A 22,693-nucleotide genomic window follows, 5' to 3' on the forward strand; every position below is an offset into this window, starting at 1 on the left:
ACGCAGATGGACGACACGGCCGCCACCCCCGCCGAGCGCGAGCGGCTGGTCTCCGGGCCCGGGCTGCTGCTGGTCTGGCTCTACGGGGTGATCACGGTCGGCGCGGTCTCGCGCTCCGTCTACCAGATCTCCACCGAGTTCGACCGGGCCCCGCTGCCCTACACGCTGACCGGCCTGGCCGCACTCGTCTACTGCTTCATCACGTACTCGCTGGTGCGCGGCGGGGAGACGGCCCGCAGGGCGGCGCGCGCGTGCTGCGCCGCCGAGCTGGCCGGGGTCCTCGTGGTGGGCACCTGGACCCTGGTGCGGCCCGAGTCCTTCCCCGACTCGACGGTGTGGTCGCAGTTCGGGATGGGCTACCTGTTCATCCCGGTGATCCTGCCGATCACCGGGATGCTCTGGCTGCGCGCCAAGCGCTGAGCACTGAGCTCGGGGCCGAGCGTCAGGCGCTGACCGCGAAGTCGGCCGCGTCGGTGGCCTCCTTCTCCAGGATCACCAGGCGTACGCCGTCGGAAGCCGTACGGCCGCCGACCTGTACGTAACCGGCCTTGCGGTAGAGGCGCAGGTTGGACTCGCTCTTGTGGCCGGTGTGCAGGCGGAAGCGGGTGGTGTCGCCGTGGCCCGCGAGGGCCTCCTCGACGGCGCGCAGCAGCCGGGCGCCGAGGCCGTGGCCCTGCAGGCGCGGGTGGACGCACAGCTTGGCGATCTTGCCGGTGCCGTCCTCGTCGACCTTGCCGCGCACCGTGCCGACCACTTCTTCGCCGAGCCGGGCCACCAGTACCGTGTCCGACTCCAGCTCCGCCTTGAGGGAGTCCAGGGTCTGGGTGAGCGGCTGGATGCGGTAGTTGCCGTACAGCTCGGCCTCGCGCTGGAACGCCAGGTACTGCAGTTTGAGGATCTGCTCAGTGTCCTCGGCAGCTGCCGCCGAAATGGTCACGCTCATGCCCATGTGCGCATGCCTCCCGCTCACCTGGTAGCCCGTTGGTCTACCGCTCCCTTCCCCGAAGGCGAGGGGCCGCAACCTCTGACGCGAGCATTCTGCGCAGACATCCCAGGCATCGGGAACGGACGGGTCCCAAACTTCCTTGTGAGATACCCAACTCTCCTGCGATTTCACGGTAGGTGAGGTCTCTGGGCGAAAGAAGTGCCCTCATGAGCTCCGGACACCGTCCGGGCAATCGGGCGACCGCCGATCGGAGGGCGCGGTTCTCCTCCCCGTGCAGCAGGGCGTCTTCGGGTTCGGCGCCCGCGCTCCCCGGCCGGCCGCCGTACGGGATCTCGCGGCGGGCGCGGCGCCGGGCGAGACGGGCTTCGGCGCGCACCGCCCGGCGCAGCCAGCGGGCCGGCTCGGCGGGGGCGGGGTCGTGTTCCAGCAGCCTGACCCAGACGGCTTGTTCCAGATCGGCCGCTTCCACGCCGGTGCCCGGGGCTTCCGCGGCCGCCTCGGCGGAGAGCAGCGGGCCCAGTTCCTTCAGGAGGTCGGAGTCCTTCAGCAGGTCCATGCCGGCCGGGACGCACGGGCCGTGCCCGGCGGTTTCCCCGCCCGGCACAGCCCACCCGTACGTGATGTTCCGCTTATCTGTTGACGCGCGGCGGCCCGGCGTTGTCCGAAAGCCGCCGGAAGGCGCCTCTAGGGGGTGTCGTCTAAGTAGCGTCGTCCGCCCGTGAGGGCGGGGCCGGCGGGGTCTGGTGCGTGTGATCGCAAGGCGGAGGAGGGAGGCGACGCTCGCGTCGTCGACCGACGACAACGCGGCGAGCGCGCGTGCCGGGCCCCGCCGGCCAGACGGGACTTTGACGACACCCCCTAGCGGCCGCGGCCCGGGCGGAAGGCCTCCGCCGCGAGCAGTCCGGTGTCCGCGTTGTCCGTGAAGATCCCGTCGATGCCCTGCTCGAAGTACGTCTTGAAGGCGCCGAAGGCATCCCCGTAGGCGGCCGGGTCGGTGCCCTTGCGGTACTCGGCCGGCAGGAAGCTGTTCTCGTTGCGCGCGGTGTAGGGGTGCAGCACCAGCCCGCGGGCGTGGGCGTCCTTGACCAGCGTGGTCGGGGTGCCCAGCTTCCCCGCGGCGTCGCGCGGGACGATCAGGTCCATGGTGGGGCCGATGCCCTGGGCGAATCCGGCGATCCACTGCAGGCCCTCGGGCTTGACCAGGTCCGTCACCGTCCGCGGGTCCTTGGCCTGCTCGAAGTCCCACGGCCGGGTTCCCGCAGCGGACAGCAGGACCACGCGCGGCGCGGAAACCAGCTTGGAGAGCCGCTGGATGCTGGAGGGCTCGAAGGACTGGAGGAAGAGGGGAGCGTTCCGGCCGTCGCGGCCGTATCGGCGCAGCAGCGTGGCGAGCGGCTCCTCGAGGCCCAGGCCCAGGGACCGGAAGTACGTGGGGTGCTTGGTTTCGACGTGCAGCCACACGCGCTTGCCGCGCCGCTTGCCCTCGCGGTCCGCCCAGCGCAGCACCTCTTCGAACGTGGGCACGTCCCACCGGCCGTCGTAGAGCGTGTTGCGCTGGCGGACGGCGGGGATACGTTCCTTCGCCCGCAGGGTCTTCAGCTCGGCGAGGGTGAAGTCCTCGGTGAACCAGCCCGTGACCGCGACCCCGTCGATCGACTTGGTCGTACGGCGGGATGCGAACTCGGGGTGGTCGGCGACATCGGTGGTGCCGTCGATCTCGTTCTCGTGGCGGCACACCAGGTGGCCGTCCTTGGTGGGCACCAGGTCCTGCTCGACGACGTCCGCGCCCAGGTCGAGGGCGAGCTGGTACGACCCGAGGGTGTGCTCGGGCCGGTAGCCGCAGGCGCCGCGGTGGCCGATGACCAGCGGGACGGGGAGGTCCCGGTAGCCGCCGCCGTGCCGCGCGTCGGCCGCGAGGGCCGTCTCGGCCGTGTCCGCCGCCTGAGCGCTCCGTGCCGTCCGTGCCGTCTGCGCCGCCGCGGCGGATCCCGCCGAGAGTCCGGCCATGCCGCCGCCCGCCGCCAGGACGGCCGCCCCCAGGACCGTGCGCCGTGCTGCCCCACCCTGCGTCATGTGTGCCACTCCCGTCGTATGGAAGGCCGGCGGCACCCGGGGTCTGCGGGTTCCTGCGGCCCGATTCGGCGTGGCGATCGTAGGCAGCTGCCGGTGGCGCGGGGGTGGGCCCGCGGGGAACATGGCGGAAACGTGCGTCAACACTGCGTATCCACCTCGTGAACCCGATGTGCACTCGGAGCTGACCCACGAGTATCGTCCTCACCTGCACTACCGCCGTGTGGTGCGAAACCGCTTTTCGATGCCGGAGGGCTCACGTTGTTCCGTACATCGCTCATCAAAGCCACTGTCGGACCGGTCATGCGCATGATGTTCCGCACCCGTGTGGAGGGCATCGAGAACATCCCGGGCACCGGGCCGGTGATCCTGGCGGGCAACCACCTCACCTTCATCGACTCCATGATCCTTCCGCTGTTGTGCGACCGTACGGTCCACTTCATCGGCAAGGACGAGTACGTGACGGGCAAGGGCATCAAGGGCCGCGCCATGGCCTGGTTCTTCACCGGCGCCGGCATGATCCCGGTCGACCGTGACGGTGCGAACGGCGGCGTCGCCGCCCTGATGACCGGCCGCCGGATCCTCGAGGAGGGCAAGATCTTCGGGATCTACCCGGAGGGCACCCGCTCCCCCGACGGCCGCCTCTACCGCGGCCGCACCGGCATCGCCCGCCTGACCCTGATGACCGGCGCCCCCGTGATCCCCTTCGCGATGATCGGCACCGACAAGCTCCAGCCGGGCGGCGCGGGCATGCCGCGCCCGGGCCGGGTCACCGTCCGCTTCGGCGAGCCGATGGAGTTCTCCCGCTACGAGGGCATGGACCGCGACCGCTACGTGCTGCGCGCCGTCACCGACTCGGTGATGGCGGAGGTCATGCGGCTCTCGGGCCAGGAGTACGTGGACATGTACGCCACCAAGGCGAAGGCGGCCTGACGGCCGTCCGGCTACTGCCGCTGCAGTGACCGGCTGACGCCCGCCGCGGTCGTCGTGGCGAGGACCCAGCCGGTCACGATCAGCACGTACGACAGCCACTGATACCAGCCGGCCGGCGCGTACGCGGACTCCTGGCCGAAGCCGATGATCGGCAGCATCAGGTCGATCGTGTAGAACACGGCGTTGAAGTCCGGCGCCTCCCCCGCCTTCAGCGGCCGGGGCGCGTGCAGGCTGTATGCGATCGAGCCCACAAGCAGCAGCGCCAGCAGCCAGCCCGCGGCGCGCAGCGGCCGGAAGCCGTAGCCGACGGTGGCGTCCTGGAGCAGCCCCCAGAGCCTGGCGTGCCGGGGCAGGGTGCGGCGGTGCCGGCGCAGCTTGGCGAGCTGTACGGTCCGGGCGGCGGCCTCGTCGCCGGCCGTGCGGTAGGCGGCGGCGAGCTGCTCGTACGCGTAAGGGAGGTACCCGGACTCCTCCCGCTCCAGCGCGGGCAGCCGCTCCTCAGCCGACAGGTGGGGGGCGAGGGTGCGGTAGGTCAGGCCGTCGATCGCGATCCGCTCGGGCCAGACGTCCGGATCGATGTGCAGGAGTTCGAAGGTGGAGCGCCGCAGGTTCACCTCGCCCTGGACCGGGGGGCACCTGCGCAGCCACATCTCGCCTATGGCGCAGCTGGAGGCGCGCAGGGCGGTCCTGCCGGGGTTGCCGAGGTCGGCACGGGTGAGGTTGGCCTGGCCGGGTATGCGGGAGCCGGTGAGGTTGACCATGCCGCGGGCGTGCAGCCGGTGCGCGCGCAGGTCGGTGCCCACGCTCAGCGTCTCGGCGTGCAGGGCGATGCCGCCGGGGGCGAGCAGGCGGGCGCCGTCGAGCTGGACCTGTCCGCCCACGGTGGCGCCGTTGAGCCGCAGTTGGCCGTGCACTGTCAGGTCGTTGGCGATGATGTCGGTGCCGATCTCGGCGTGGTTGAGCTGGAGCGCGGCTTCGCCCGCCTCCTCGTCGGGGACCGGCCCGATCACGGCTCCCTGGAGGAAGAGCCCGCCGGAGATCCGTGCGCCCTGGAGGCGTACGGGGCCGGTGATCCGGCAGCAGGAGAGCCGCAGGACCAAATCCACGCGCAAGTTGGCGGCGGTCATGCCGGGCAGCGTCGAGTAGCCGAGGACGAGCGCCTTCAGCTGGGCGCCGTACAGGAGGGGTTTGCGCTCGAACCAGCAGTCCCGCAGCCGGATGGCGTGGTCGACGACGGCGTACCTGAGGTCGAGTTTGCCGACGATCCTGGCCCCTTTGAGCTTGATCCCGGCGACGTGCCCTTCCTCCGCCCGGCCCGCGCCGAGCAGGAGGGCGCGGAGCACTTCGGCGCGGACGGTGCGCTCCGGTCCCCAGCCGGCCCCGTCGACGGAACTGTCGCCGGGCTCTTCCCGGAAATCGACGCCCTCGCCGTGCGGAAAGGCGTCCCATACGCGGCGTTCCGCCGGGGTCAGCTCGTTGATCTCCATCGCGGGGATGGTGTCCTGCGCGTCAACGGAGTGTCAACTCTGTGCAGGACACCAGCCCTTGGGGCGGTCAGTGCGCGATGCCGTCCTGGAGTTTCTGCCCCTTGAGCAGGAACCAGGCCGCCACCGCGGTGGCCAGCAGCACGGCCGCGCCCACGCCGGAGGCGAGCCGCAGGCCGTCCACGAAGGCCTCTTGGGCCGCGGTGACCATGGTCTGCGCGGTCGCGGGGTCCACGGCCTTGGCCGCCTCGACCGCGCCGCCCAGCGATTCGTGCGCGGCGTCGGCGACCGGTCCGGAGACCGAGGCCGGGGCGGTGAAGCCCTGGTAGACGCCCGTGACGATGGAGCCGAGCAGGGCGATGCCGAGGGCCGCGCCGAGTTCGTACGCGGTCTCGGAGACGGCGGAGGCCGAACCCGCCTGCTCCTTGGGGACGCTGGAGAGGATCACGTCGGCGGTGACGGTGAAGGAGAAGCCGGCGCCGAGGCCGACGACCAGCAGGGCCGCGCCGAGCAGCGGGTAGCCGCTCTCCTTGTGGACCAGCGTCAGCGCGCCGAGCGCGAGTCCGATGGCGGCGAGGCCGCCGGTCACGATCGACCGTACCGAGTAGCGGCGGGCATACCGGCCGGCGATCAGGCCGGTGACCACCGCGCCGATGGCGGCGGGCAGTTCGGCCAGGCCCGCCTCCAGGGGGTCGCGGCCCTGGACGAGCTGGAGGAACTGGGAGAGGAAGAAGACGAGGCCGGAGAGGCCGAAGACGGTCAGCAGGTCGGCCAGGACCGCACCGGAGAAGCCGCGGTGCCTGAAGAGCCGCATGTCGAGGAGCGGCGACGGCAGGCTGAACTGGCGGCGGACGAAGGCGTACAGGCATGCGGCGCCGATGGCGGCGGCGGCCCCGACGGCCCAGGTGACTCCGTGGGTGGCGACTTCCTTGACGGCGTAGACGACACCGATGACGCCGACCAGCGAGAGGGCGACGCTGACCAGGTCCCAGGGTCCGGCGACCGGGTTCTTGGACTCGGGCAGCAGCTTGATGCCGACGAGGACCAGGGCGATCATCACGGGCAGGTTGATGAGGAAGACCGAGCCCCACCAGAAGTGCTGGAGCAGGGCTCCGCCGACGACGGGCCCGATGGCCGCGCCGGCCGAGGCGGTGGCGCCCCAGATGCCGATGGCGAGGCTGCGCTCCTTGGGGTCGTGGAAGATGTTCCGGATCAGCGCGAGGGTGGACGGCATCAGCGTCGCGCCGGCCACGCCGAGCAGGGCCCGGGCGACGATCATCATCTCGGGGCTGGTGGCGTAGGCGTTGAGGACGGACACGGCGCCGAAGGCGGTCGCGCCGACCAGGAGCAGCTTCTTGCGGCCTATGCGGTCGCCGAGGGAGCCCATGGAGACGAGCAGGCCGGCGATGACGAACGAGTAGATGTCGCCGATCCACAGCAGCTGGGTGCCGGACGGCTTGAGGTCCTCGCTGAGGGAGGGCGTGGCGAGACCGAGTACGGTGGCGTCCACCGCGACCAGCAGAACGGCCAGGACGAGCACGGAGAGCGCCAGCCAGCGCCCCCTGCTCCCCCGGCCCGTGATCGCCTCCGTCCCCTTCTCCTGGGTCAGCTGTTCCATGCGGCTCATTTCTCCACACTCCGTCGTGCGCCACCGAGCAGCAGCTCGATGATCATGTACTGGAAGTCCTTCGCGGCGACCCGGCCGTCCATGACGGCCCAGGCGCAGGTGCCGATGAGGCCGTAGAGGGCCTCGGTGAGCCAGGCGGGGCTCAGGTCGATCCGGATGTCGCCCTCCTCCTGGCCGCGCCGGAAGAGCGCGCTGACGCGGGCGTCGAGCCGGGCCCATCCCTCGTTGACCTGGTCGCCCTCGAAGAGCTGGTTCTCGGTGACGAGGAAGGCCAGCAGCTGGGCGTCGCGCTCGGCCTCGGCGACCAGCCGGCGCAGCGCCTCGACCGCCGTGCCCTCGTTCAGGCGGGCGTTGTCGAAGGCCGTCTCGAACTGGCGGATGCCGAGTTCCTCGAGGGCCCGTACGAGGGCGTCGCGCCCGGCGAAGTGCCGGTGGAGGGTCGCGCGCCCGATGCCTGCGGCGCGGGCGACCTCGTCCATCGTGGCGGTCGATTTGCGGGAGAGCAGGGCTGCGGCGTCGCGGAGCACCTGGTCACGGTCCATGGCCATGAGACAAGCATACCCCGAATGAGACGTTCACGTCTCATTCATAAATGGGGTGCCCCGGGCCACCCCGACCGGAAGGCTGCCGGCATGACACCCAAGCCCTTGCTGCTGATCGACGTGGACGGCCCCCTGAACCCCTACGCGGCCCAGGCCCAGCGCCGCCCGGAGGGGTATTCCACCCACCGGATGCGCCCGACCGGCTGGACCGAGGCGGAGAGCCGCCGGCCCCTGCGGGTCTGGCTGAACCACGCCCACGGCGCGGAGCTGCTCGCGCTGGCGCGTTCGTACGAGCTGGTCTGGGCCACCACCTGGAAGGACGAGGCGAACGACTGGATAGGCCCGCCCCTGGGCCTGCCCCGACTCCCCTCCATCGACTGGCCGCAGATGCACGGCCGGGCTCCGCACGGCACCTTCTGGAAGACGCAGTACGTCCTGGAGTACGCGGGCGGGCGGGAGTTCGCGTGGATCGACGACGACATCACGGCCATGGACCGGGAGTTCGTGGAGCAGCGCCACCCGGCGCGGGCGCTGCTGATGCGCATCGACGAGCGGATCGGCCTGGTCCGGGGGGACTTCGAGCGGCTCGCCGAATGGGCGGCGTGAAGGGCCGGGGGCGGACCGGGGCCGGGCCGCGGTTTTGATCACGCTCACTCGCCCGATCTAGCATGCGCATGCCACCCCCCGCGATCTTGCCTTCCGACGAAAGCGACCCATGCGCATCAAGCGGATCCTCGCCACGACCGCCGCCCTCACCTGTCTCGCCGCCCTCCCCGCCTGCAAGGCGGACGGCCAGGCGTCCCCACCCGGCGCGCCCGCCTCCTCCGCGGCTGCCGGCGCCGCCGCCGCGGGCTCGCTCGCCGGGGCGCAGCAGTACATGCGCCAGTTCACCGGCTGCGAGGACCTGGGCACGGAGCCCGACGACCCGAGGCTGCCGAGCGGCGACTTCCCCAAGGTCGGGCAGTGGTCGGTCACCGAGGTCGGCGTCTGCCGCGACGGGCGCGAGCAGGGCAACATCGCCATCGCCGTCCCCAAGGACATGAAGGCGTTCCAGGCGGGCTACCAGCAGTACGTCATGGACAAGATCGCCGGGGGTGACGGGGCCTACGGGCTCTTCAGCAACGTCCTGATCGGCAAGGGCTTCGTCGCCTTCCCCACCAAGCCGAAGAGCGCCATGGCCCTGCTCAAGGGGAACATGCGCGTCCTGGTCTGCAACCCCGGCGGCCGCGCGCCCGAGGGGTACAAGCATGAGAAGCCCCTGGTGGAGGGCTGTGGCCTCACCGACTTCTTCGCCACCGAGGACGGCACGGGCAGCCCGAACTTCGAGACCCCCCAGGACCCGGCGGGCGGTGGCGGCGAGAAGCTCGGCCAGCCGAAGACCGGCAGCCTCGGGCTCGCCCGCGCCGGCAGCATCGCCGAACTGCGCAAGCTCGTGGGCAACAGCCTGGACTGCGAGAAGCACTTCTCCACGGACCCCGACGCGGTCGCCGTCCAGTCCATCGACTACCAGCCCGCGGTGAAGGGGAACGCGCTGGACTGGGGGATCACCGGCCGCGCGCTGTGCGGTCAGCCCGCGGGGGCGCAGCGCGCCGTCAACCTGAGCTGGCTCGACACCGTCGGGGACATGAAGAAGCTCCAGACCAAGGCGAAGGCCGCCCAGCAGGCCGATCTGAAGGACGACGGCGAGCTGAAGGCGACCGTGAGCATGCTGCTCGTCGGGGAGAACATCGCGGTCGAGACCAACAACCCGTCGTCCCGGTTCGGCCTGTACCAGCTGCAGTTCCTGTACTTGAACTGCGTGCCCGGCTTCTCCGCCCCTTCCGGGTACCGGTTGGAGAAGTCCCAGGTCGAGGGCTGTGTCCTGACCAACTACGAGCCGGAGCACCCGGTGCGCTGAAGGCGCGGGCGTGCGGCGTCGGACACGACGGAGGGGCGGTCGGGGCACAGGGCTCCGACCGCCCCTCCGGGCATCCCGCGGCGTGCGGACGTACAGGCCTTCGGGCCGGGGGCCTTCGGGCGTGCGGGCCGCATGGCCGCGGGGGCAAGGGGGCAGTGCCGTTCGGCTACTGCTTGTGGGTCGCCCAGGCGTGCTGGATGACCAGGTCGGCCTTCAGCTCCGCGAGCTGCTTGGCGACCGCCGAGGGGGCGGTGCCGCCGCGGCCGTTGCGGGAGGCGAGGGCGCCGGGCACGTTGAGGACCGTACGGACCTCCGGGGTCAGGTGCTCGGAGATCTTCGCGAACTGCTCGTCGGTGAGCTCGTCCAGCTCGATCCCGAGCGCCTCGCACTCCTTCACGCACTCGCCGGCCACCTCGTGCGCCACCCGGAACGGCACGCCCTGCTTGACCAGCCACTCCGCGATGTCCGTGGCGAGCGAGAACCCGGCCGGGGCGAGCTCCTCCATCCGCTCCCGGTTGACCGTGAGGGTGGCCATCATCCCGGTGAAGGCCGGGAGCAGGACCTCGAGGGTGTCGCAGGAGTCGAAGACCGGCTCCTTGTCCTCCTGGAGGTCGCGGTTGTACGCGAGCGGCAGCGCCTTGAGGGTGGCCAGCAGGCCCGTCAGGTTGCCGATGAGCCGGCCCGACTTGCCGCGCGCCAGCTCCGCGATGTCGGGGTTCTTCTTCTGCGGCATGATCGACGACCCGGTCGAGAAGGCGTCGTGCAGGGTCACGAAGGAGAACTCCTTCGTGTTCCAGATGATGATCTCCTCCGCGATCCGGGACAGGTTGATCCCGATCATCGCGGTGATGAAGGCGAACTCGGCGACGAAGTCGCGGGAGGCCGTGCCGTCGATCGAGTTGCCGACCGAGCCGCGCTCGAAGCCCAGGTCGGCGGCGACCGCCTCCGGGTCCAGCCCCAGCGAGGAGCCGGCCAGGGCGCCCGAGCCGTACGGGGAGACCGCGGTCCGGGTGTCCCACTGCCGCAGCCGCTCCGCGTCCCGGGACAGCGACTGCACGTGGGCCAGTACGTGGTGCGCGAAGAGCACCGGCTGCGCGTGCTGGAGGTGGGTCCGGCCGGGCATGGCCACGTCGTGGTGCGTCTCGGCGAGGCCGACCAGCGCGTCCTGGAGGTCCGCGATCAGGCCGCCGACGATCCGGGCGTGGTCGCGCAGGTACATCCGGAAGAGGGTGGCCACCTGGTCGTTGCGGGACCGGCCGGCGCGGAGCTTGCCGCCGAGGTCGGCGCCGAGCCGCTCCAGCAGGCCCCGCTCCAGGGCGGTGTGCACGTCCTCGTCGGCGATGGTGCCGGTGAAGGAGCCGTCGGCGACGTCGGCTTCGAGATCGTCGAGGCCCGCGATCATGCGGTCGAGCTCGTCCGCCGTGAGCAGGCCCGCCTTGGCTAGGACCCGGGCGTGGGCGCGGGATCCGGCGATGTCGTACGGCGCGAGGCGCCAGTCGAAGTGGACCGACGCGGACAGCTTGGCGAGGGCCTCGGCCGGGCCGTCGGCGAACCGGCCGCCCCAGAGCCGGACGTCACCACCGTTGTTGCTGCTCACAGCTACTGCTCCTCAAGACTGCATTTGCATGGCTTTGGATGCGCACATGGCTTCGGATGTGAAACTGCCTCCCCGCCGCGGAGGAAACGGGGAGGCAGCCGGGTACTGCTCGTGCTGCTGTGCCGTCAGGCGAGGTCGCGGCGCGCCGCGATCTTCGACGAGAGGCCGAAGATCTCGATGAACCCCTGCGCCTTGGACTGGTCGAAGGTGTCGCCCGAGTCGTAGGTCGCGAGGTTGAAGTCGTACAGCGACTCGTCCGACTTGCGGCCGGTGACGACGGCTCGGCCGCCGTGCAGGGTCATCCGGATGTCACCGGTGACGTGCTGGTTGGCCTCGTCGATGAAGCCGTCCAGGGCCCGCTTGAGCGGAGAGAACCACAGGCCGTCGTAGACCAGCTCGCCCCAGCGCTGCTCGACCTGCCGCTTGTAGCGGGCCAGTTCGCGCTCGACGGTGACGTTCTCCAGCTCCTGGTGCGCCGTGATCAGCGCGATCGCGCCGGGAGCCTCGTACACCTCACGGGACTTGATGCCCACGAGGCGGTCCTCGACGATGTCGATCCGGCCGATGCCCTGGGCGCCGGCCCGCTCGTTGAGCTGCCGGATCGCCTGGAGCACGGTGACGGGCCTGCCGTCGACGGCGACCGGGACGCCCGCCTCGAAGGAGATGACGACCTCGTCGGCTTCGCGCGGCTCGGCCGGGTCGGCCGTGTACGCGTAGACGTCCTCGATCGGTGCGTTCCAGATGTCCTCGAGGAAGCCGGTCTCGACGGCGCGCCCGAAGACGTTCTGGTCGATGGAGTACGGGGACTTCCGGGTGGTCGCGATCGGGAGGTCCTTCGCCTCGCAGAAGGCGATGGCCCTGTCCCGCGTCATGGCGTAGTCACGGACCGGGGCCATGCACGTCAGGTCCGGGCCCAGGGCGGCGATGCCGGCTTCGAAGCGGACCTGGTCGTTGCCCTTGCCGGTGCAGCCGTGGGCGACGGTCGAGGCGCCGTGCTTGCGGGCGGCGGCGACCAGGTGCTTGACGATGGCCGGCCGGGAGAGCGCCGAGACCAGCGGGTAGCGGTCCATGTAGAGGGCGTTGGCCTTGATCGCCGGGAGGCAGTACTCCTCGGCGAATTCGTCCTTGGCGTCCGCGACCTCGGCCTCGACGGCACCGCAGGCGAGCGCGCGCTTGCGGATGACGTCCAGGTCCTCGCCGCCCTGGCCGACGTCCACGGCGACGGCGATGACCTCTGCGCCCGTCTCCTCGGCGATCCAGCCGATGGCGACGGAGGTGTCCAGACCGCCTGAGTAGGCGAGTACGACGCGCTCGGTCACGGGTTTCTCCTTACACGGTGCATCCTCGTAGGCATAACTATGCAGTACTCCGTATGTTTCGTCAATCGAGTCCGTCGTCGCACCCCTGACCAGCCCGGATATCAGGCGCGGGATCCGTGGACGGCCCCCTACGATCAGCGGGCACGTCGATTCGGGGGAGGGCACATGCGGCTCATACGGCAGGACGTCGCACAGGGGCACGACGCGGCGCTCGCGCTGCTGCGGCGGCCGGACGCCGACGGTTCCGACGCGGCGCGGGTGCTGCTGCGGCGCCCGGTCACCTACGTGTCCACCGACAGGCTCCTCTGGCACCGGCCGGACGCCTGGATCGCCTTCGACGAGGAGGCGCGGCGGCTGGCCTCCCGCCCGTACGAGCCCCTGCGCAGCAACGGGCTGGAGGCACGGCTGTGCGACCCCGACGGGCGGATCCGCGCGTCCGCGCTCGCAGCGTGGCGGAACCCGCCGCTCCTGCTCGTCCTGATCCGGTGCGCCGACTGGGCCCCGGCCGTACGGGAGCGCGCCCGGCGGGTGCTCGGCAGGATCGTGGCCGTAGACCCCGAGAACATGCTCATCACCCTCGTGCCGCTCGCCCTGCGACTGGGTCGGCGCGAGCACGGCGCCTGGGCGGTGGAGCAGCTGGAGGCGGCCCTGAGCGGCCGGTACTCCCTCCTCGCCGCGTGGTGGCGCCCCGGGCGGCCCTCCACCACGTGGAGCTGGAGCTCGCTTACCGCAGAGCAGCGCGCCCGCATCCTGGACCACCTGGGCAGGACGGCGGACCTGCCGACCCGGCGGTTCGCCGCCCGCCTCACCGTCGCCGACGGGCGGCTCGGCGTACGCGAGCTCGCCCGGCGGGCCGCCTCGGAGCACGACGCGCCGACGTGCCGGACGTGGACCGACGCCGCCCTGGCGGCGATGGCCGCCGACGGGCCGGACGGCGAGGCGGTCGACGAGGCGGTCGACGAGGCGGTCGACACCCTGCTCGGCGGGCGCGTCCCGATGGTCCGGGCCGCCGGGGTCACCGCCCTACGCCGGGCCGGCCGGGCGGCGGAGGCCTCCCGGCACCTCGCCGACCGCTCCGCTCTCGTACGGGCCTGCGCGCGCTGGCTGCTGCGCCAGGACGGCGGCGACCCTTACGCGCACCACCTCGAGCTCCTCGTGGAGCCGGAGCAGGTGAGCCGTCATGCGGTCACCGGCTTCTCCGAGTGCGCGCCGCGCGCCGACGCCCCGCTGCTGAGCGAGCTGCTGGACCATCCCGTCGGTACGGTACGGGCCGCAGCCCTGGCCGGGCTGCGCCGGATGGACGCCACCCCCGACGCCGCGGCACTGCTCCCTCTGCTGGACGACGGGTCGGCGTCGGTGGCCCGCGAGGCCGCGCTCTGCCTGCGTCCCGCGGCCCGGCAGCTGGACGCCGAAGCACTGACCGCCCGGACCGCCCCCGACCGGCGTCTGCACATCCGGCGCGCCGCGTTCCGCCTGTTGCACGCGCAGGGGGGAATCGCCGCACTGCGCGCCGCGGTGGCCCTGTCGGCGGACCCCGACCCCGGCCTGCGCCGGCTCGCGGCGGACGCGGTGGAAGGGTGGAACTGGCTCCACGCCCTGCAGGAGAGACAGGCGGAGCGCGCGGAGCTCGGCGCGCTGCTGGCGGCGTCGGCGCCTGTGCTCCCCGTCCACCGGCTGCGGTGGTGGCGCACCCGCCTGGGTCTGCAGGAGAACGACTGCGCAGCACTGGACGCGCTGCTCACGCGGTCGTCGCACGACGAGGGCCGGCGGCTGTGGCGCGCCCGCCGAACGCTGTGGGACTGAAATTCCCCGACCTGAACCGGCCATCCCGACCGATAATCGGATCATGGGAAAACTCCACGAACGCATCGACGGCCGGCTGCGCAAGTTCATCGAGGACCAGCCGGTCTTCTTCACGGCCACCGCACCGCTCGCCGGTGACGGCCACGTCAACCTGTCCCCCAAGGGTCGTGCGGGAACGCTCGTCGTCATCGACGAGCAGACCCTCGCCTACCTCGACTTCGGCGGCAGCGGCGCCGAGACCATCGCCCACGTCCGCGAGAACGGCCGGATCACGCTGATGTGGTGCGCGTTCAGCGGCCCGCCCAACATCGTGCGCATCCACGGCGAGGGCGAGGCGGTCTTCCGCGACGACCCCCGCTGGGGCGAGCTGATCGGCCTGTTCGGGGAGGCCGACGGGCCCTCCGCACGGGCGGTCATCGTCGTGCACGCCCGCCGGATCGCCGATGTGTGCGGGTACGCCGTCCCCTTCATGGAGTACCAGGGCGAGCGCACGCTCCACGCGGAGTACTTCGGCCGCAAGACGGACGAGGAGTTCGGCGAGTACTGCGAAAAGAAGGTCGCAGTGAGTCTCGACGGCCTGCCTGCACTGCCTGTGCCCCTTCCGCCCCGTACCGTCTGACGTGTGCTGCGTACCGCTCTCGTCACCGGCTCACTGATCGTCACCAGCCTGCTCACGCAGGGCCCCTACGGGCCCGCGCCACTGCCGGCCCGTCTCGCCCGTACGGGCGGCGGCAGCCAGCTGATCACCGCCGTCGCGCCCGCGCCCGGATCCACGACCGGCCGTCTGACCTGGTGGGACCGGCGGGCGGGGCGCTGGTACGAGGCGGGCAGCGCCGAGGCCCGCTTCGGCGCGAACGGCCTGACGGAGGGTGAGACCCGCGCCCAGGGCACGAACACCACGCCGACGGGCCTGTACGAGCTCCCGTACGCGTTCGGGATCCGGCACGCGCCCGCCGGGACGGAGTTCCGCTACCGGAAGGTGACCGCGGACTCCTGGTGGTGCCAGGACAACGCCTCGGGCAGCTACAACCGCTGGGTGGAGCCGCTGCCCGCGGACTGCGCGCCGGGCGAGGCGGAGCACCTGGTCACGTACGAGAAGCAGTACGCGCACGCGCTGGTCATCGCCTTCAACTACGACCGGCCGGTGCACGGCCGGGGCGCGGGCATCTTCCTGCACGTCAACGGCAAGGGGGCGACGGCCGGTTGCGTCTCCGTGCCGGAGCGGGCGATGCGCGCGATCCTGCGCTGGGCCGATCCCCGCCGCCGCCCGCACATCGCCATCGGCACGCAGGAAGGGCGGCTGGCCGTCACCCGCTACTAGGGGGTGTCTTGCCGATCAGGCCGGATCAGGGAGCGGCGTCCGGTGCGTGCGATCGCAAGGCCGAGGAGGGAGTCGACGCGGAGCGTCGGCGAGTGACGAGAACGCGGCGAGCGCGCGTTGCCGGACGCCGCGAGCCCGGCCTGATCGGCAAGACGCCCCCTAGGGGGTGCTGCACCGCCGTCGGGCTCGTCCTCGTCCTCGTCGGCGGCCCGGTACTCGTACGCGTCCTCCCACCAGACCTTGTCGTCCAGCCACTCGTCGTCCTCGGCGTCCTCGACGTCCTCGTCCTCGACGACGACCGCGTCGGCGCCGCGCCACCTGTCGCGGTCAGCGATGCTCCGCAGGAGGTGGAAGCGCTGCTGTTCGTCCAGCGCCGCGAAGGCCGGATGCGGCTCGGCGCGGGCCAGGTCCCCCAGCGGGTCGCCGCACTCCGTCCGGGTCCGGACCTCCCTGCCGGCTCTTTCGGCGAACGCCAGCGCCACCAGGCCGAGCGCGGCCACCGCGGCGCAGGCCCATTCCCGCAGCCCGTGCGGCCGCTCGGCCAGCAGCAGCACGCCCGCCAGGACCCAGAAGAACATCACCAGGACGATGCCGACGCAGCCGCAGCAGGCCAGCAGCCGGTTCCCCTCGCCGTCCGGCATGCGCGGGAGATCGGGCAGCCGGGCGGCCCGTTCGTTCCCGTACGCGCCGCGCCGCACCACGTACCCCTCGTCGTACCGGTCGATCCAGCCGATCGAAACGGGCTCGGGATCGTGCCGGCGTACGGCCTCCAGCAGGGCGGCGGGCAGCGGGTGGGCGGGCGTCCGGGCGGGGTCGCGGCCCTCCTCGGTCAAGAACGCGGCGCCTTCCCCGTCGATGCGGAGACATCCGTCGAGGACGAGTTCGGCGGCCGCCGCCCCGGTCGCCTCGTTCCGGAGCAGGGCGGCGTGGTACGGCTCGAGTTCGAGGGCGGCGACGAGCCGGAGGATCTCGCCCCGGATCCGCGCCCGGCGCCGCCACCGCAGGCCGAGGGGCCCGTACACGGCGGCGGTCACGAGGGACACCGACAGGGCGAGGACGAGTCGAAGCACGCCCCGAGGCTATGTCGGCGCAGCCGGGTCCGGCACCGGATTTCCGGCGCCCCGGGCGTCCCGGCTCAGCCCTCCTTCTGGGCCAGCCTCAGCAGGTGGTCCGCGAGGGCCTGGCCGCCGGCGGGGTCGCGGCTGATCAGCATCAACGTGTCGTCGCCGGCGATCGTGCCCAGGATCTCGCGGAGTTCGGCCTGGTCGATCGCGGAGGCGAGGAACTGGGCCGCACCCGGCGGGGTGCGCAGGACCACGAGGTTCGCGGAGGCCTCCGCCGAGATCAGCAGCTCCCCGGAGAGGCGCCGCATGCGCTCCTCCTTCGCCGACTCGCCGAGCGGGGCCTGCGGGGTGCGGAAGCCGCCCTCGCTGGGTACCGCGTAGATCAGCTCGCCGCCGGTGTTGCGGATCTTCACCGCGCCCAGCTCGTCGAGGTCGCGGGAGAGCGTCGCCTGGGTGACGCTCAGCCCGTCGTCGGCGAGCAGCTTGGCCAGTTGGCTCTGGGAGCGGACCGGCTGCCGGTTGAGGATGTCCACGATCCGGCGGTGGCGGGCGGTGCGGGTCTGCGGGACGGACGGGCCGTTCTGCTCGTGTTCCTGCGCCTGGCTCATCGTCGTCTCATTCCCCGGTGTGTCCGTCCCCGTTGGCTGCGTCGAGGATGCCGGGCAGGGCCCGGACGAACGCGTCCGCCTCGGCCTCGGAGAGTACGTACGGCGGCATGAGCCGTACGACGTCGGGGGCGGGCGCGTTGACCAGGAAGCCGGCATCTTGGGCCGCCTGCTGCACCTGCGGTGCGAGCGGTCCGGTCAGCACGATACCCAGGAGAAGGCCCTCACCACGGACATGGGAGACCAGCGGGTGCCCGGCAGCCTCGATTCCGGAGCGCAGCCGCTCCCCGCGCGCCTTGACCCGGTCGAGCAGGCCGTCGGCGGCGATGGTGTCGATGACGGCGAGGCCGGCGGCGCACGCGACGGGGTTCCCGCCGAAGGTGGTGCCGTGCTGGCCGGGCTGGAGCAGGTCCGCTGCGGGCCCGAACGCGGCGACGGCGCCGATCGGCAGACCGCCGCCGAGCCCCTTCGCGAGCGTGACGAGATCGGGCTCGACGCCCTCGTGGGCCTGGTGCTCGAACCAGTGCCCGCAGCGCCCGATGCCGGTCTGCACCTCGTCGAGGACGAGCAGCGTGCCGGTGGCCCGGGTGATCTCCCGGGCGGCCGTCAGGTAGCCGGCCGGGGGCACGACGACGCCGTTCTCGCCCTGGATCGGCTCGATGACGACGAACGCCGTCTCCTCGGTGACGGCGGCCCGCAGGGCCTCCACGTCGCCGTACGGGACGTGGGTGACGTCACCGGGCAGCGGCAGGAAGGGCTCCTGCTTCTTCGGCTGGCCGGTGAGCGCGAGGGCGCCCATGGTCCGGCCGTGGAAGCCGCCGTCGGTGGCGACCATGTGGGTCCGCCCGGTCAGCCGGCCGATCTTGAACGCGGCCTCGACGGCCTCGGCTCCGGAGTTGCAGAAGAAAATCCGGCCCGGACGCCCGAACAGCTGGAGCAGCCGCTCGCCGAGCGCGAGGACCGGCTCGGAGGCGTAGAGGTTGGAGACGTGGCCGAGGGTCGAGATCTGCCGGGTCACGGCTTCGACGATCGCCGGGTGGGCGTGGCCGAGGGCGTTGACCGCGATTCCGCCGACGAAGTCGGTGTACTGCCTGCCGTCCGCGTCCCAGACCTGGGCGCCGTCGCCGCGTACGAGGGCCAGCGCGGGGGTGCCGTAGTTGTTGGTCAGCGTGTCCTGCCAGCGGGCGCCGTAGCGCTCGTTGCCGGTCTCCTGATGGCCCGTCATGTGCGCAGCCCTCCCTGTGCGTCGGGCACGACCATCGTGCCGATTCCCTCGTCGGTGAAGATCTCGAGCAGGATCGAGTGGGGCACCCGCCCGTCGATGACCCGGGCCGTGCTCACGCCGCCGCGGACGGCGTGCAGGCAGCCCTCCATCTTGGGCACCATGCCGCTGGACAGCTCGGGCAGCAGCTTCTCCAACTCGCTGACCGTGAGCCGGCTGATGACCTCGTCGCTGTTGGGCCAGTCCGCGTAGAGGCCCTCGACGTCGGTGAGCACCATCAGCGTCTCGGCGCCCAGCGCGGCGGCGAGCGCCGCGGCCGCCGTGTCGGCGTTCACGTTGTACACGTGGTGGTCGTCGGCGCTGCGCGCGATGGAGGAGATGACCGGGATCCGGCCGTCCGCCAGCAGCGCCTCGATCGCGCCCGTGTCGATGGCGGTGATCTCGCCGACCCGGCCGATGTCGACGAGCTCGCCACCGATCTCCGGGGTGTGCCGGGTCGCGGTGATGGTGTGGGCGTCCTCGCCGGTCATGCCGACGGCGAGCGGCCCGTGCTCGTTGAGCAGCCCGACCAGCTCGCGCTGGACCTGCCCCGCCAGGACCATCCGTACGACGTCCATGGCCTCGGGGGTCGTCACGCGCAGGCCGGCCTTGAACTCGCTGACCAGGCCCTGCTTGTCGAGCTGGGCGTTGATCTGGGGGCCGCCGCCGTGCACGACGACCGGCTTGAGGCCGGCCTGGCGCAGGAAGACCACGTCCTGGGCGAAGGCGGCCTTGAGGTCCTCGTCGATCATGGCGTTGCCGCCGAACTTGATGACGACGACCTTGCCGTTGTGGCGGGTGAGCCAGGGCAGGGCTTCGATGAGGATCTGCGCCTTGGGCAGAGCGGTGTGCTTGCGCGCGGTTCCGGCGCCGGGCTGGCCGGCCTTCTCGTTGCTCATGAGGAGTAGGCGCTGTTCTCGTGGACGTACTCGGCGGTCAGGTCGTTGGCCCAGATCACCGCGGACTCGGAGCCGGTGGCCAGGTCGGCGGTGATGCGGACCTCGCGGTCCTTCATGGAGACCAGGTCGCGGTCCTCGCCGACCGAGCCGTTCTTGCAGACCCAGACGCCGTTGATGGCCACGTTCAGCCGGTCCGGGTCGAAGGCGGCCCGGGTGGTGCCGATGGCGGAGAGCACCCGGCCCCAGTTGGGGTCCTCGCCGTGGATGGCGCACTTGAGCAGGTTGTTGCGGGCGATGGACCGGCCGACCTCGACCGCGTCGCCCTCGGTGAGCGCGCCGACGACCTCGATGCGGATGTCCTTGCTGGCGCCCTCGGCGTCGCCGATCAGCTGGCGGGCGAGGTCGTCGCAGACGGTCCGTACGGCCTCCGTGAAGGCCTCGTACGCCGGCACCTGGCCGGATGCCCCGGAGGCGAGCAGCAGCACCGTGTCGTTGGTGGACATGCAGCCGTCGGAGTCGACCCGGTCGAAGGTGGTGCGGGTGGCCGAGCGCAGCGCCTTGTCGAGGGTGGCGCTGTCCAGGTCGGCGTCGGTGGTGAGGACGACGAGCATGGTGGCCAGGCCCGGGGCGAGCATGCCCGCGCCCTTGGCCATGCCGCCGACGGTCCAGCCGTCCTGCGTGACGGCGGCCGTCTTGTGCACGGTGTCGGTGGTCTTGATGGCGATGGCGGCGGCCTCGCCGCCGTCCTCGGAGAGCGCCGCGACGGCGGTGTCGATGCCGGGGAGCAGCTTGTCCATGGGGAGCAGGACGCCGATCAGGCCGGTGGACGCGACGGCGACCTCGCCGGCGTTGTGCTCGCCGCCCAGCGCCTCGGCCACCTTCTCGGCGGTGGCGTGGGTGTCCTGGAAGCCCTTGGGGCCGGTGCAGGCGTTGGCGCCGCCGGAGTTGAGGACGACCGCGCTGACGGAGGCGCCGCGCAGGACCTGCTCGGACCAGAGCACGGGCGCGGCCTTGACGCGGTTGGAGGTGAACACGCCCGCTGCGGCCAGCCGCGGCCCGTGGTTGACCACGAGGGCCAGGTCCGGGTTGCCGTTCGCCTTGATCCCGGCCGCGATGCCCGCGGCCGTGAACCCCTGTGCTGCCGTAACGCTCACGGCGCGACTCCGATCGTGGAAAGCCCGAGCCCTTCGGGGAGCCCGAGGGCGATGTTCATGCTCTGCACCGCGCCACCGGCGGTGCCCTTGGTGAGGTTGTCGATGGCGCTGATCGCGATGATCCGCTGTGCGGACTCGTCGTACGCGACCTGGATCTGAACGGCGTTGGAACCGTAGACGGACGAGGTCGCCGGCCACTGCCCCGCGGGCAGCAGGTGGACGAACGGCTCGTCCGCGTACGCCTTCTCGTACGCGGCGCGCACCGCCTCGGCGGTGGTGCCGGGGAGGGCCTTGGCGGAGCAGGTGGCCAGGATGCCGCGCGGCATCGGCACGAGGGTCGGCGTGAAGGAGACGGAGACCTTCTGCCCGGCGATCGGGCTGAGGTTCTGCACCATCTCGGGGGTGTGCCGGTGCCCGCCGCCCACCCCGTACGGGCTCACGGAGCCCATGACCTCGGAGCCGAGCAGGTGCGGCTTGAGCGCCTTGCCGGCGCCCGAGGTTCCGGTGGCGGCGACGATCACCGCCTCCGGCTCGGCCAGCTGCGCGGCGTAGGCCGGGAACAGGGCGAGGGAGACGGCGGTCGGGAAGCACCCGGGAACCGCGATGCGCTTGGACCCCTCCAGCGCCGCGCGGCCACCGGGCAGCTCGGGGAGCCCGTAGGGCCAGGTGCCGGCGTGCGGGGCGCCGTAGAACGCGTCCCAGTCGGCGGAGTCCTTGAGCCGGTGGTCGGCGCCCATGTCCACGACGAGGACGTCCCCGCCGAGCTGGGCGGCGACGGCGGCGGACTGCCCGTGGGGCAGCGCGAGGAAGACGACGTCGTGTCCGGCGAGGACCTCGGGCGTGGTCGCCTCAAGGGTCCGGCCCGCGAGCGGCACGAGGTGCGGCTGGAGGGTCCCGAAGAGCTGTCCGGCGTTGGAGTTGCCGGTCAGCGCGCCGATCTCCACCTCGGGGTGAGAGAGGAGCAGGCGCAGGACCTCTCCGCCCGCGTACCCGCTCGCTCCGGCCACCGCTACACGTACCACCATCGGACCCTCCTCCTCGATGGCATGACTATACGTACCGCCGCACGTTTATGCAAAGCGCTGCCGCGCGGGCCGCGGAGGGGTGCGACTGAGCGGGGCGGGCCCCGGCCGCCCGCTGCTCGCTCTGCACGGGCACATGTCCGAGGGCCTGTCGTACGCCGGGCTCGCCGCCACCCTCGCCCCGGAGTGGCGGGTCATAGCCCCCGATCAGCGTGGCCACGGCGAGTCCGACCGGGCGGCCGACTACAGCCGGGAGGGCTACCTCGCCGACCTGCAACGCCTACCAGTAGGGCCGCCTCTGGCTGAGCGCTCCAGTGGGCGGATCCCGCCAACTGGAGCGAGCGCTCCGTCACAGGGGGGTGAGACGGAGCCGCCTACGCCGGGCGGTCCAGGGCGTGGCGGACCCAGACGTTCGGCTCCACGTACACCGCGTAGCCCTGTTCGAGCTCGCAGCGGACCGGGGCCAGGGCTCCCGGCACCAGGACCGGGCCCGTCGCGTCGAAGGGCAGCCCGGTCCACTCCCGCCACTGCGCGAGCGAGCCGGTGATCGTCATCGACAGCGGCGCCACCGAGTCGATCACCGCCCCCGCGCGGGCGTGGACCCGCAGCCACGGGTCGTACGGCAGACCGTCCTCGCGCGTGCGGTACGCGTACTCCTCGATCGGCGTCTCCGGCTCGGCCGGCTTGCCGCTGGGCCGGACCGGGGCCACCACCTCGGCGAACCCGCGGGCGCGGGCGTTGTCCCGCATCGCGGCCAGCATCCGCCCGGACAGGCCCTCGGCGAGCCGGTCGGTGGCGATGGTGATCTCGATGGCGCTCACCGTGTCGGGCGCGATCCCGCGCCGCAGGTCGGAGAAGGCCCACATGAGGACCCGGTCCCAGCCCTGCGCGGGCAGCGCCCCGTCCCGGCCCGGCGCGTGCTGCGCGAAGGGCACGCTGAACCCGCGGGCGATCACCGCATCCCCGTCGGTGGCCACCAGGACGTAGTCGGCCAGCTCCTTGACCATCCGCGGGTAGAGGAGCCAGGCGACCGAGTCGTGCTGGGCGAACTGCGGCCAGGTGTCCTTCATGTCCCAGAGCCGTTCGGCCAGTTCGGGTCGCTGCGCGAGGGTGGTGATCTGTATGCCGGTCATGACCGCAGGCTAGGGC

The 22,693-nt window shown here is 72.1% G+C and carries 22 protein-coding genes and 1 pseudogene; 8 read left to right on the plus strand and 15 right to left on the minus strand.

Annotated elements, in window-relative coordinates:
- Positions 1-6 precede the first annotated feature (6 nt).
- Entirely contained in the window at positions 7-420 is a 414-nt protein-coding gene (locus ACZ49B_RS17145) for a hypothetical protein (protein ID WP_468306729.1), read from the plus strand.
- Positions 421-442: 22 nt separating this feature from the next.
- Here ACZ49B_RS17145 and ACZ49B_RS17150 read toward each other — a convergent pair whose 3' ends face one another.
- From ACZ49B_RS17150 to ACZ49B_RS17160, 3 genes are all read right to left on the minus strand, one after another.
- The gene (locus tag ACZ49B_RS17150) at positions 443-949 is read right to left on the minus strand and encodes a GNAT family N-acetyltransferase (protein WP_468306267.1); all 507 of its coding nucleotides are present in this window, start codon (positions 947-949) and stop codon (positions 443-445) included.
- 37 nt (positions 950-986) lie between these two features.
- Positions 987-1,502: an RNA polymerase sigma factor gene (locus tag ACZ49B_RS17155; protein WP_468306270.1), complete on the minus strand. Its 516-nt coding sequence runs from the start codon at positions 1,500-1,502 to the stop codon at positions 987-989.
- A gap of 302 nt (positions 1,503-1,804) precedes the next feature.
- Positions 1,805-3,019 (minus strand): glycerophosphodiester phosphodiesterase, encoded by a 1,215-nt coding sequence (locus ACZ49B_RS17160; RefSeq protein WP_468306273.1) that lies wholly within the window; start codon positions 3,017-3,019, stop codon positions 1,805-1,807.
- 300 nt (positions 3,020-3,319) lie between these two features.
- Here ACZ49B_RS17160 and ACZ49B_RS17165 point away from each other — a divergent pair, with 300 nt between their 5' ends.
- Positions 3,320-3,949, plus strand: coding sequence for a lysophospholipid acyltransferase family protein (locus ACZ49B_RS17165; protein ID WP_266668739.1), 630 nt, complete (start codon positions 3,320-3,322; stop codon positions 3,947-3,949).
- An 11-nt stretch (positions 3,950-3,960) separates the two neighbouring features.
- Here the strand turns inward: ACZ49B_RS17165 and ACZ49B_RS17170 are convergent, their stop codons facing one another.
- The 3 genes from ACZ49B_RS17170 to ACZ49B_RS17180 all read right to left on the minus strand — a co-directional run bounded on the left by ACZ49B_RS17170 (position 3,961) and on the right by ACZ49B_RS17180 (position 7,608).
- Positions 3,961-5,436 carry a membrane-associated oxidoreductase gene (locus ACZ49B_RS17170; RefSeq protein ID WP_468306276.1) on the minus strand — a complete coding sequence of 492 codons (1,476 nt, stop codon included), beginning with the start codon at positions 5,434-5,436 and terminating at the stop codon, positions 3,961-3,963.
- 67 nt (positions 5,437-5,503) lie between these two features.
- Positions 5,504-7,051, minus strand: coding sequence for an MFS transporter (locus ACZ49B_RS17175; RefSeq protein WP_468306731.1), 1,548 nt, complete (start codon positions 7,049-7,051; stop codon positions 5,504-5,506).
- A gap of 5 nt (positions 7,052-7,056) precedes the next feature.
- On the minus strand, positions 7,057-7,608 hold the full coding sequence (locus tag ACZ49B_RS17180; RefSeq protein WP_468306279.1) for a TetR/AcrR family transcriptional regulator: 552 nt from the start codon (positions 7,606-7,608) through the stop codon (positions 7,057-7,059).
- A gap of 84 nt (positions 7,609-7,692) precedes the next feature.
- Here ACZ49B_RS17180 and ACZ49B_RS17185 point away from each other — a divergent pair, with 84 nt between their 5' ends.
- Positions 7,693-8,208 (plus strand): HAD domain-containing protein, encoded by a 516-nt coding sequence (locus ACZ49B_RS17185; RefSeq protein ID WP_468306281.1) that lies wholly within the window; start codon positions 7,693-7,695, stop codon positions 8,206-8,208.
- A gap of 109 nt (positions 8,209-8,317) precedes the next feature.
- On the plus strand, positions 8,318-9,499 hold the full coding sequence (locus ACZ49B_RS17190; protein WP_468306284.1) for a hypothetical protein: 1,182 nt from the start codon (positions 8,318-8,320) through the stop codon (positions 9,497-9,499).
- Positions 9,500-9,665: 166 nt separating this feature from the next.
- On the opposite strand, the gene argH is transcribed toward ACZ49B_RS17190, so the two are convergent.
- Together argH and ACZ49B_RS17200 are read right to left on the minus strand one after the other, a co-directional pair.
- Entirely contained in the window at positions 9,666-11,096 is a 1,431-nt protein-coding gene (argH, locus tag ACZ49B_RS17195; protein WP_468306287.1) for an argininosuccinate lyase, read from the minus strand.
- A 125-nt stretch (positions 11,097-11,221) separates the two neighbouring features.
- A complete protein-coding gene (locus ACZ49B_RS17200) occupies positions 11,222-12,415 on the minus strand; it encodes an argininosuccinate synthase (RefSeq protein ID WP_468306289.1) in 1,194 nt (397 codons plus the stop codon).
- Between the two features lie 165 nt (positions 12,416-12,580).
- Here ACZ49B_RS17200 and ACZ49B_RS17205 point away from each other — a divergent pair, with 165 nt between their 5' ends.
- Genes ACZ49B_RS17205 through ACZ49B_RS17215 form a run of 3 tightly spaced genes read left to right on the plus strand, consistent with a single transcriptional unit; the run spans position 12,581 to position 15,539 of the window.
- Positions 12,581-14,218, plus strand: a complete 1,638-nt coding sequence (locus tag ACZ49B_RS17205; protein WP_468306291.1) for a hypothetical protein — start codon at positions 12,581-12,583, stop codon at positions 14,216-14,218.
- 43 nt (positions 14,219-14,261) lie between these two features.
- Positions 14,262-14,837: a pyridoxamine 5'-phosphate oxidase family protein gene (locus tag ACZ49B_RS17210; protein WP_468306294.1), complete on the plus strand. Its 576-nt coding sequence runs from the start codon at positions 14,262-14,264 to the stop codon at positions 14,835-14,837.
- Positions 14,838-14,843: 6 nt separating this feature from the next.
- Positions 14,844-15,539, plus strand: a complete 696-nt coding sequence (locus ACZ49B_RS17215; RefSeq protein WP_468306733.1) for a L,D-transpeptidase family protein — start codon at positions 14,844-14,846, stop codon at positions 15,537-15,539.
- On the opposite strand, the gene ACZ49B_RS17220 is transcribed toward ACZ49B_RS17215, so the two are convergent.
- From ACZ49B_RS17220 to argC, 6 genes are all read right to left on the minus strand, one after another.
- Positions 15,536-16,609: a hypothetical protein gene (locus ACZ49B_RS17220; RefSeq protein WP_468306297.1), complete on the minus strand. Its 1,074-nt coding sequence runs from the start codon at positions 16,607-16,609 to the stop codon at positions 15,536-15,538. The genes ACZ49B_RS17215 and ACZ49B_RS17220 overlap by 4 nt on opposite strands.
- A gap of 65 nt (positions 16,610-16,674) precedes the next feature.
- Positions 16,675-17,211 (minus strand): arginine repressor, encoded by a 537-nt coding sequence (locus tag ACZ49B_RS17225; RefSeq protein WP_030294431.1) that lies wholly within the window; start codon positions 17,209-17,211, stop codon positions 16,675-16,677.
- Positions 17,212-17,218: 7 nt separating this feature from the next.
- Entirely contained in the window at positions 17,219-18,433 is a 1,215-nt protein-coding gene (locus tag ACZ49B_RS17230; protein ID WP_468306299.1) for an acetylornithine transaminase, read from the minus strand.
- Complete coding sequence (gene argB, locus ACZ49B_RS17235; RefSeq protein ID WP_468306302.1) at positions 18,430-19,368, minus strand: acetylglutamate kinase; 939 nt, start codon at positions 19,366-19,368, stop codon at positions 18,430-18,432. Before argB ends, ACZ49B_RS17230 begins: the two co-directional genes overlap by 4 nt.
- On the minus strand, positions 19,365-20,522 hold the full coding sequence (argJ, locus tag ACZ49B_RS17240) for a bifunctional glutamate N-acetyltransferase/amino-acid acetyltransferase ArgJ (RefSeq protein ID WP_468306305.1): 1,158 nt from the start codon (positions 20,520-20,522) through the stop codon (positions 19,365-19,367). Before argJ ends, argB begins: the two co-directional genes overlap by 4 nt.
- Entirely contained in the window at positions 20,519-21,547 is a 1,029-nt protein-coding gene (gene argC, locus ACZ49B_RS17245) for an N-acetyl-gamma-glutamyl-phosphate reductase (protein WP_468306308.1), read from the minus strand. Before argC ends, argJ begins: the two co-directional genes overlap by 4 nt.
- Before the next feature lie 79 nt (positions 21,548-21,626).
- Between argC and ACZ49B_RS17250 the strand changes: the two are divergent.
- A pseudogene (locus ACZ49B_RS17250) lies at positions 21,627-21,779 on the plus strand (alpha/beta fold hydrolase); the annotation flags it as partial.
- A gap of 139 nt (positions 21,780-21,918) precedes the next feature.
- Here the strand turns inward: ACZ49B_RS17250 and ACZ49B_RS17255 are convergent.
- A complete protein-coding gene (locus tag ACZ49B_RS17255) occupies positions 21,919-22,677 on the minus strand; it encodes an N-acetyltransferase (protein ID WP_468306311.1) in 759 nt (252 codons plus the stop codon).
- Between the last annotated feature and the right edge of the window lie 16 nt (positions 22,678-22,693).

The organism is Streptomyces sp. NPDC031132 (genome assembly GCF_055570595.1).

Bases quoted from the DNA above. Each gene is read 5' to 3' on its own strand.
- ACZ49B_RS17255 (WP_468306311.1), bottom strand. From the start codon at position 22,677: ATGACCGGCATACAGATCACCACCCTCGCGCAGCGACCCGAACTGGCC.
- ACZ49B_RS17145 (WP_468306729.1), top strand. From the start codon at position 7: ATGGACGACACGGCCGCCACCCCCGCCGAGCGCGAGCGGCTGGTCTCC.
- ACZ49B_RS17210 (WP_468306294.1), top strand. From the start codon at position 14,262: ATGGGAAAACTCCACGAACGCATCGACGGCCGGCTGCGCAAGTTCATC.
- ACZ49B_RS17205 (WP_468306291.1), top strand. From the start codon at position 12,581: ATGCGGCTCATACGGCAGGACGTCGCACAGGGGCACGACGCGGCGCTC.
- ACZ49B_RS17160 (WP_468306273.1), bottom strand. From the start codon at position 3,019: ATGACGCAGGGTGGGGCAGCACGGCGCACGGTCCTGGGGGCGGCCGTC.
- ACZ49B_RS17165 (WP_266668739.1), top strand. From the start codon at position 3,320: ATGCGCATGATGTTCCGCACCCGTGTGGAGGGCATCGAGAACATCCCG.
- ACZ49B_RS17230 (WP_468306299.1), bottom strand. From the start codon at position 18,433: ATGACGGGCCATCAGGAGACCGGCAACGAGCGCTACGGCGCCCGCTGG.
- argB (WP_468306302.1), bottom strand. From the start codon at position 19,368: ATGAGCAACGAGAAGGCCGGCCAGCCCGGCGCCGGAACCGCGCGCAAG.
- ACZ49B_RS17175 (WP_468306731.1), bottom strand. From the start codon at position 7,051: ATGGAACAGCTGACCCAGGAGAAGGGGACGGAGGCGATCACGGGCCGG.
- ACZ49B_RS17150 (WP_468306267.1), bottom strand. From the start codon at position 949: ATGGGCATGAGCGTGACCATTTCGGCGGCAGCTGCCGAGGACACTGAG.
- ACZ49B_RS17225 (WP_030294431.1), bottom strand. From the start codon at position 17,211: ATGAGCCAGGCGCAGGAACACGAGCAGAACGGCCCGTCCGTCCCGCAG.
- ACZ49B_RS17155 (WP_468306270.1), bottom strand. From the start codon at position 1,502: ATGGACCTGCTGAAGGACTCCGACCTCCTGAAGGAACTGGGCCCGCTG.
- ACZ49B_RS17180 (WP_468306279.1), bottom strand. From the start codon at position 7,608: ATGGCCATGGACCGTGACCAGGTGCTCCGCGACGCCGCAGCCCTGCTC.
- ACZ49B_RS17190 (WP_468306284.1), top strand. From the start codon at position 8,318: ATGCGCATCAAGCGGATCCTCGCCACGACCGCCGCCCTCACCTGTCTC.
- argC (WP_468306308.1), bottom strand. From the start codon at position 21,547: ATGGTGGTACGTGTAGCGGTGGCCGGAGCGAGCGGGTACGCGGGCGGA.
- ACZ49B_RS17185 (WP_468306281.1), top strand. From the start codon at position 7,693: ATGACACCCAAGCCCTTGCTGCTGATCGACGTGGACGGCCCCCTGAAC.
- ACZ49B_RS17170 (WP_468306276.1), bottom strand. From the start codon at position 5,436: ATGGAGATCAACGAGCTGACCCCGGCGGAACGCCGCGTATGGGACGCC.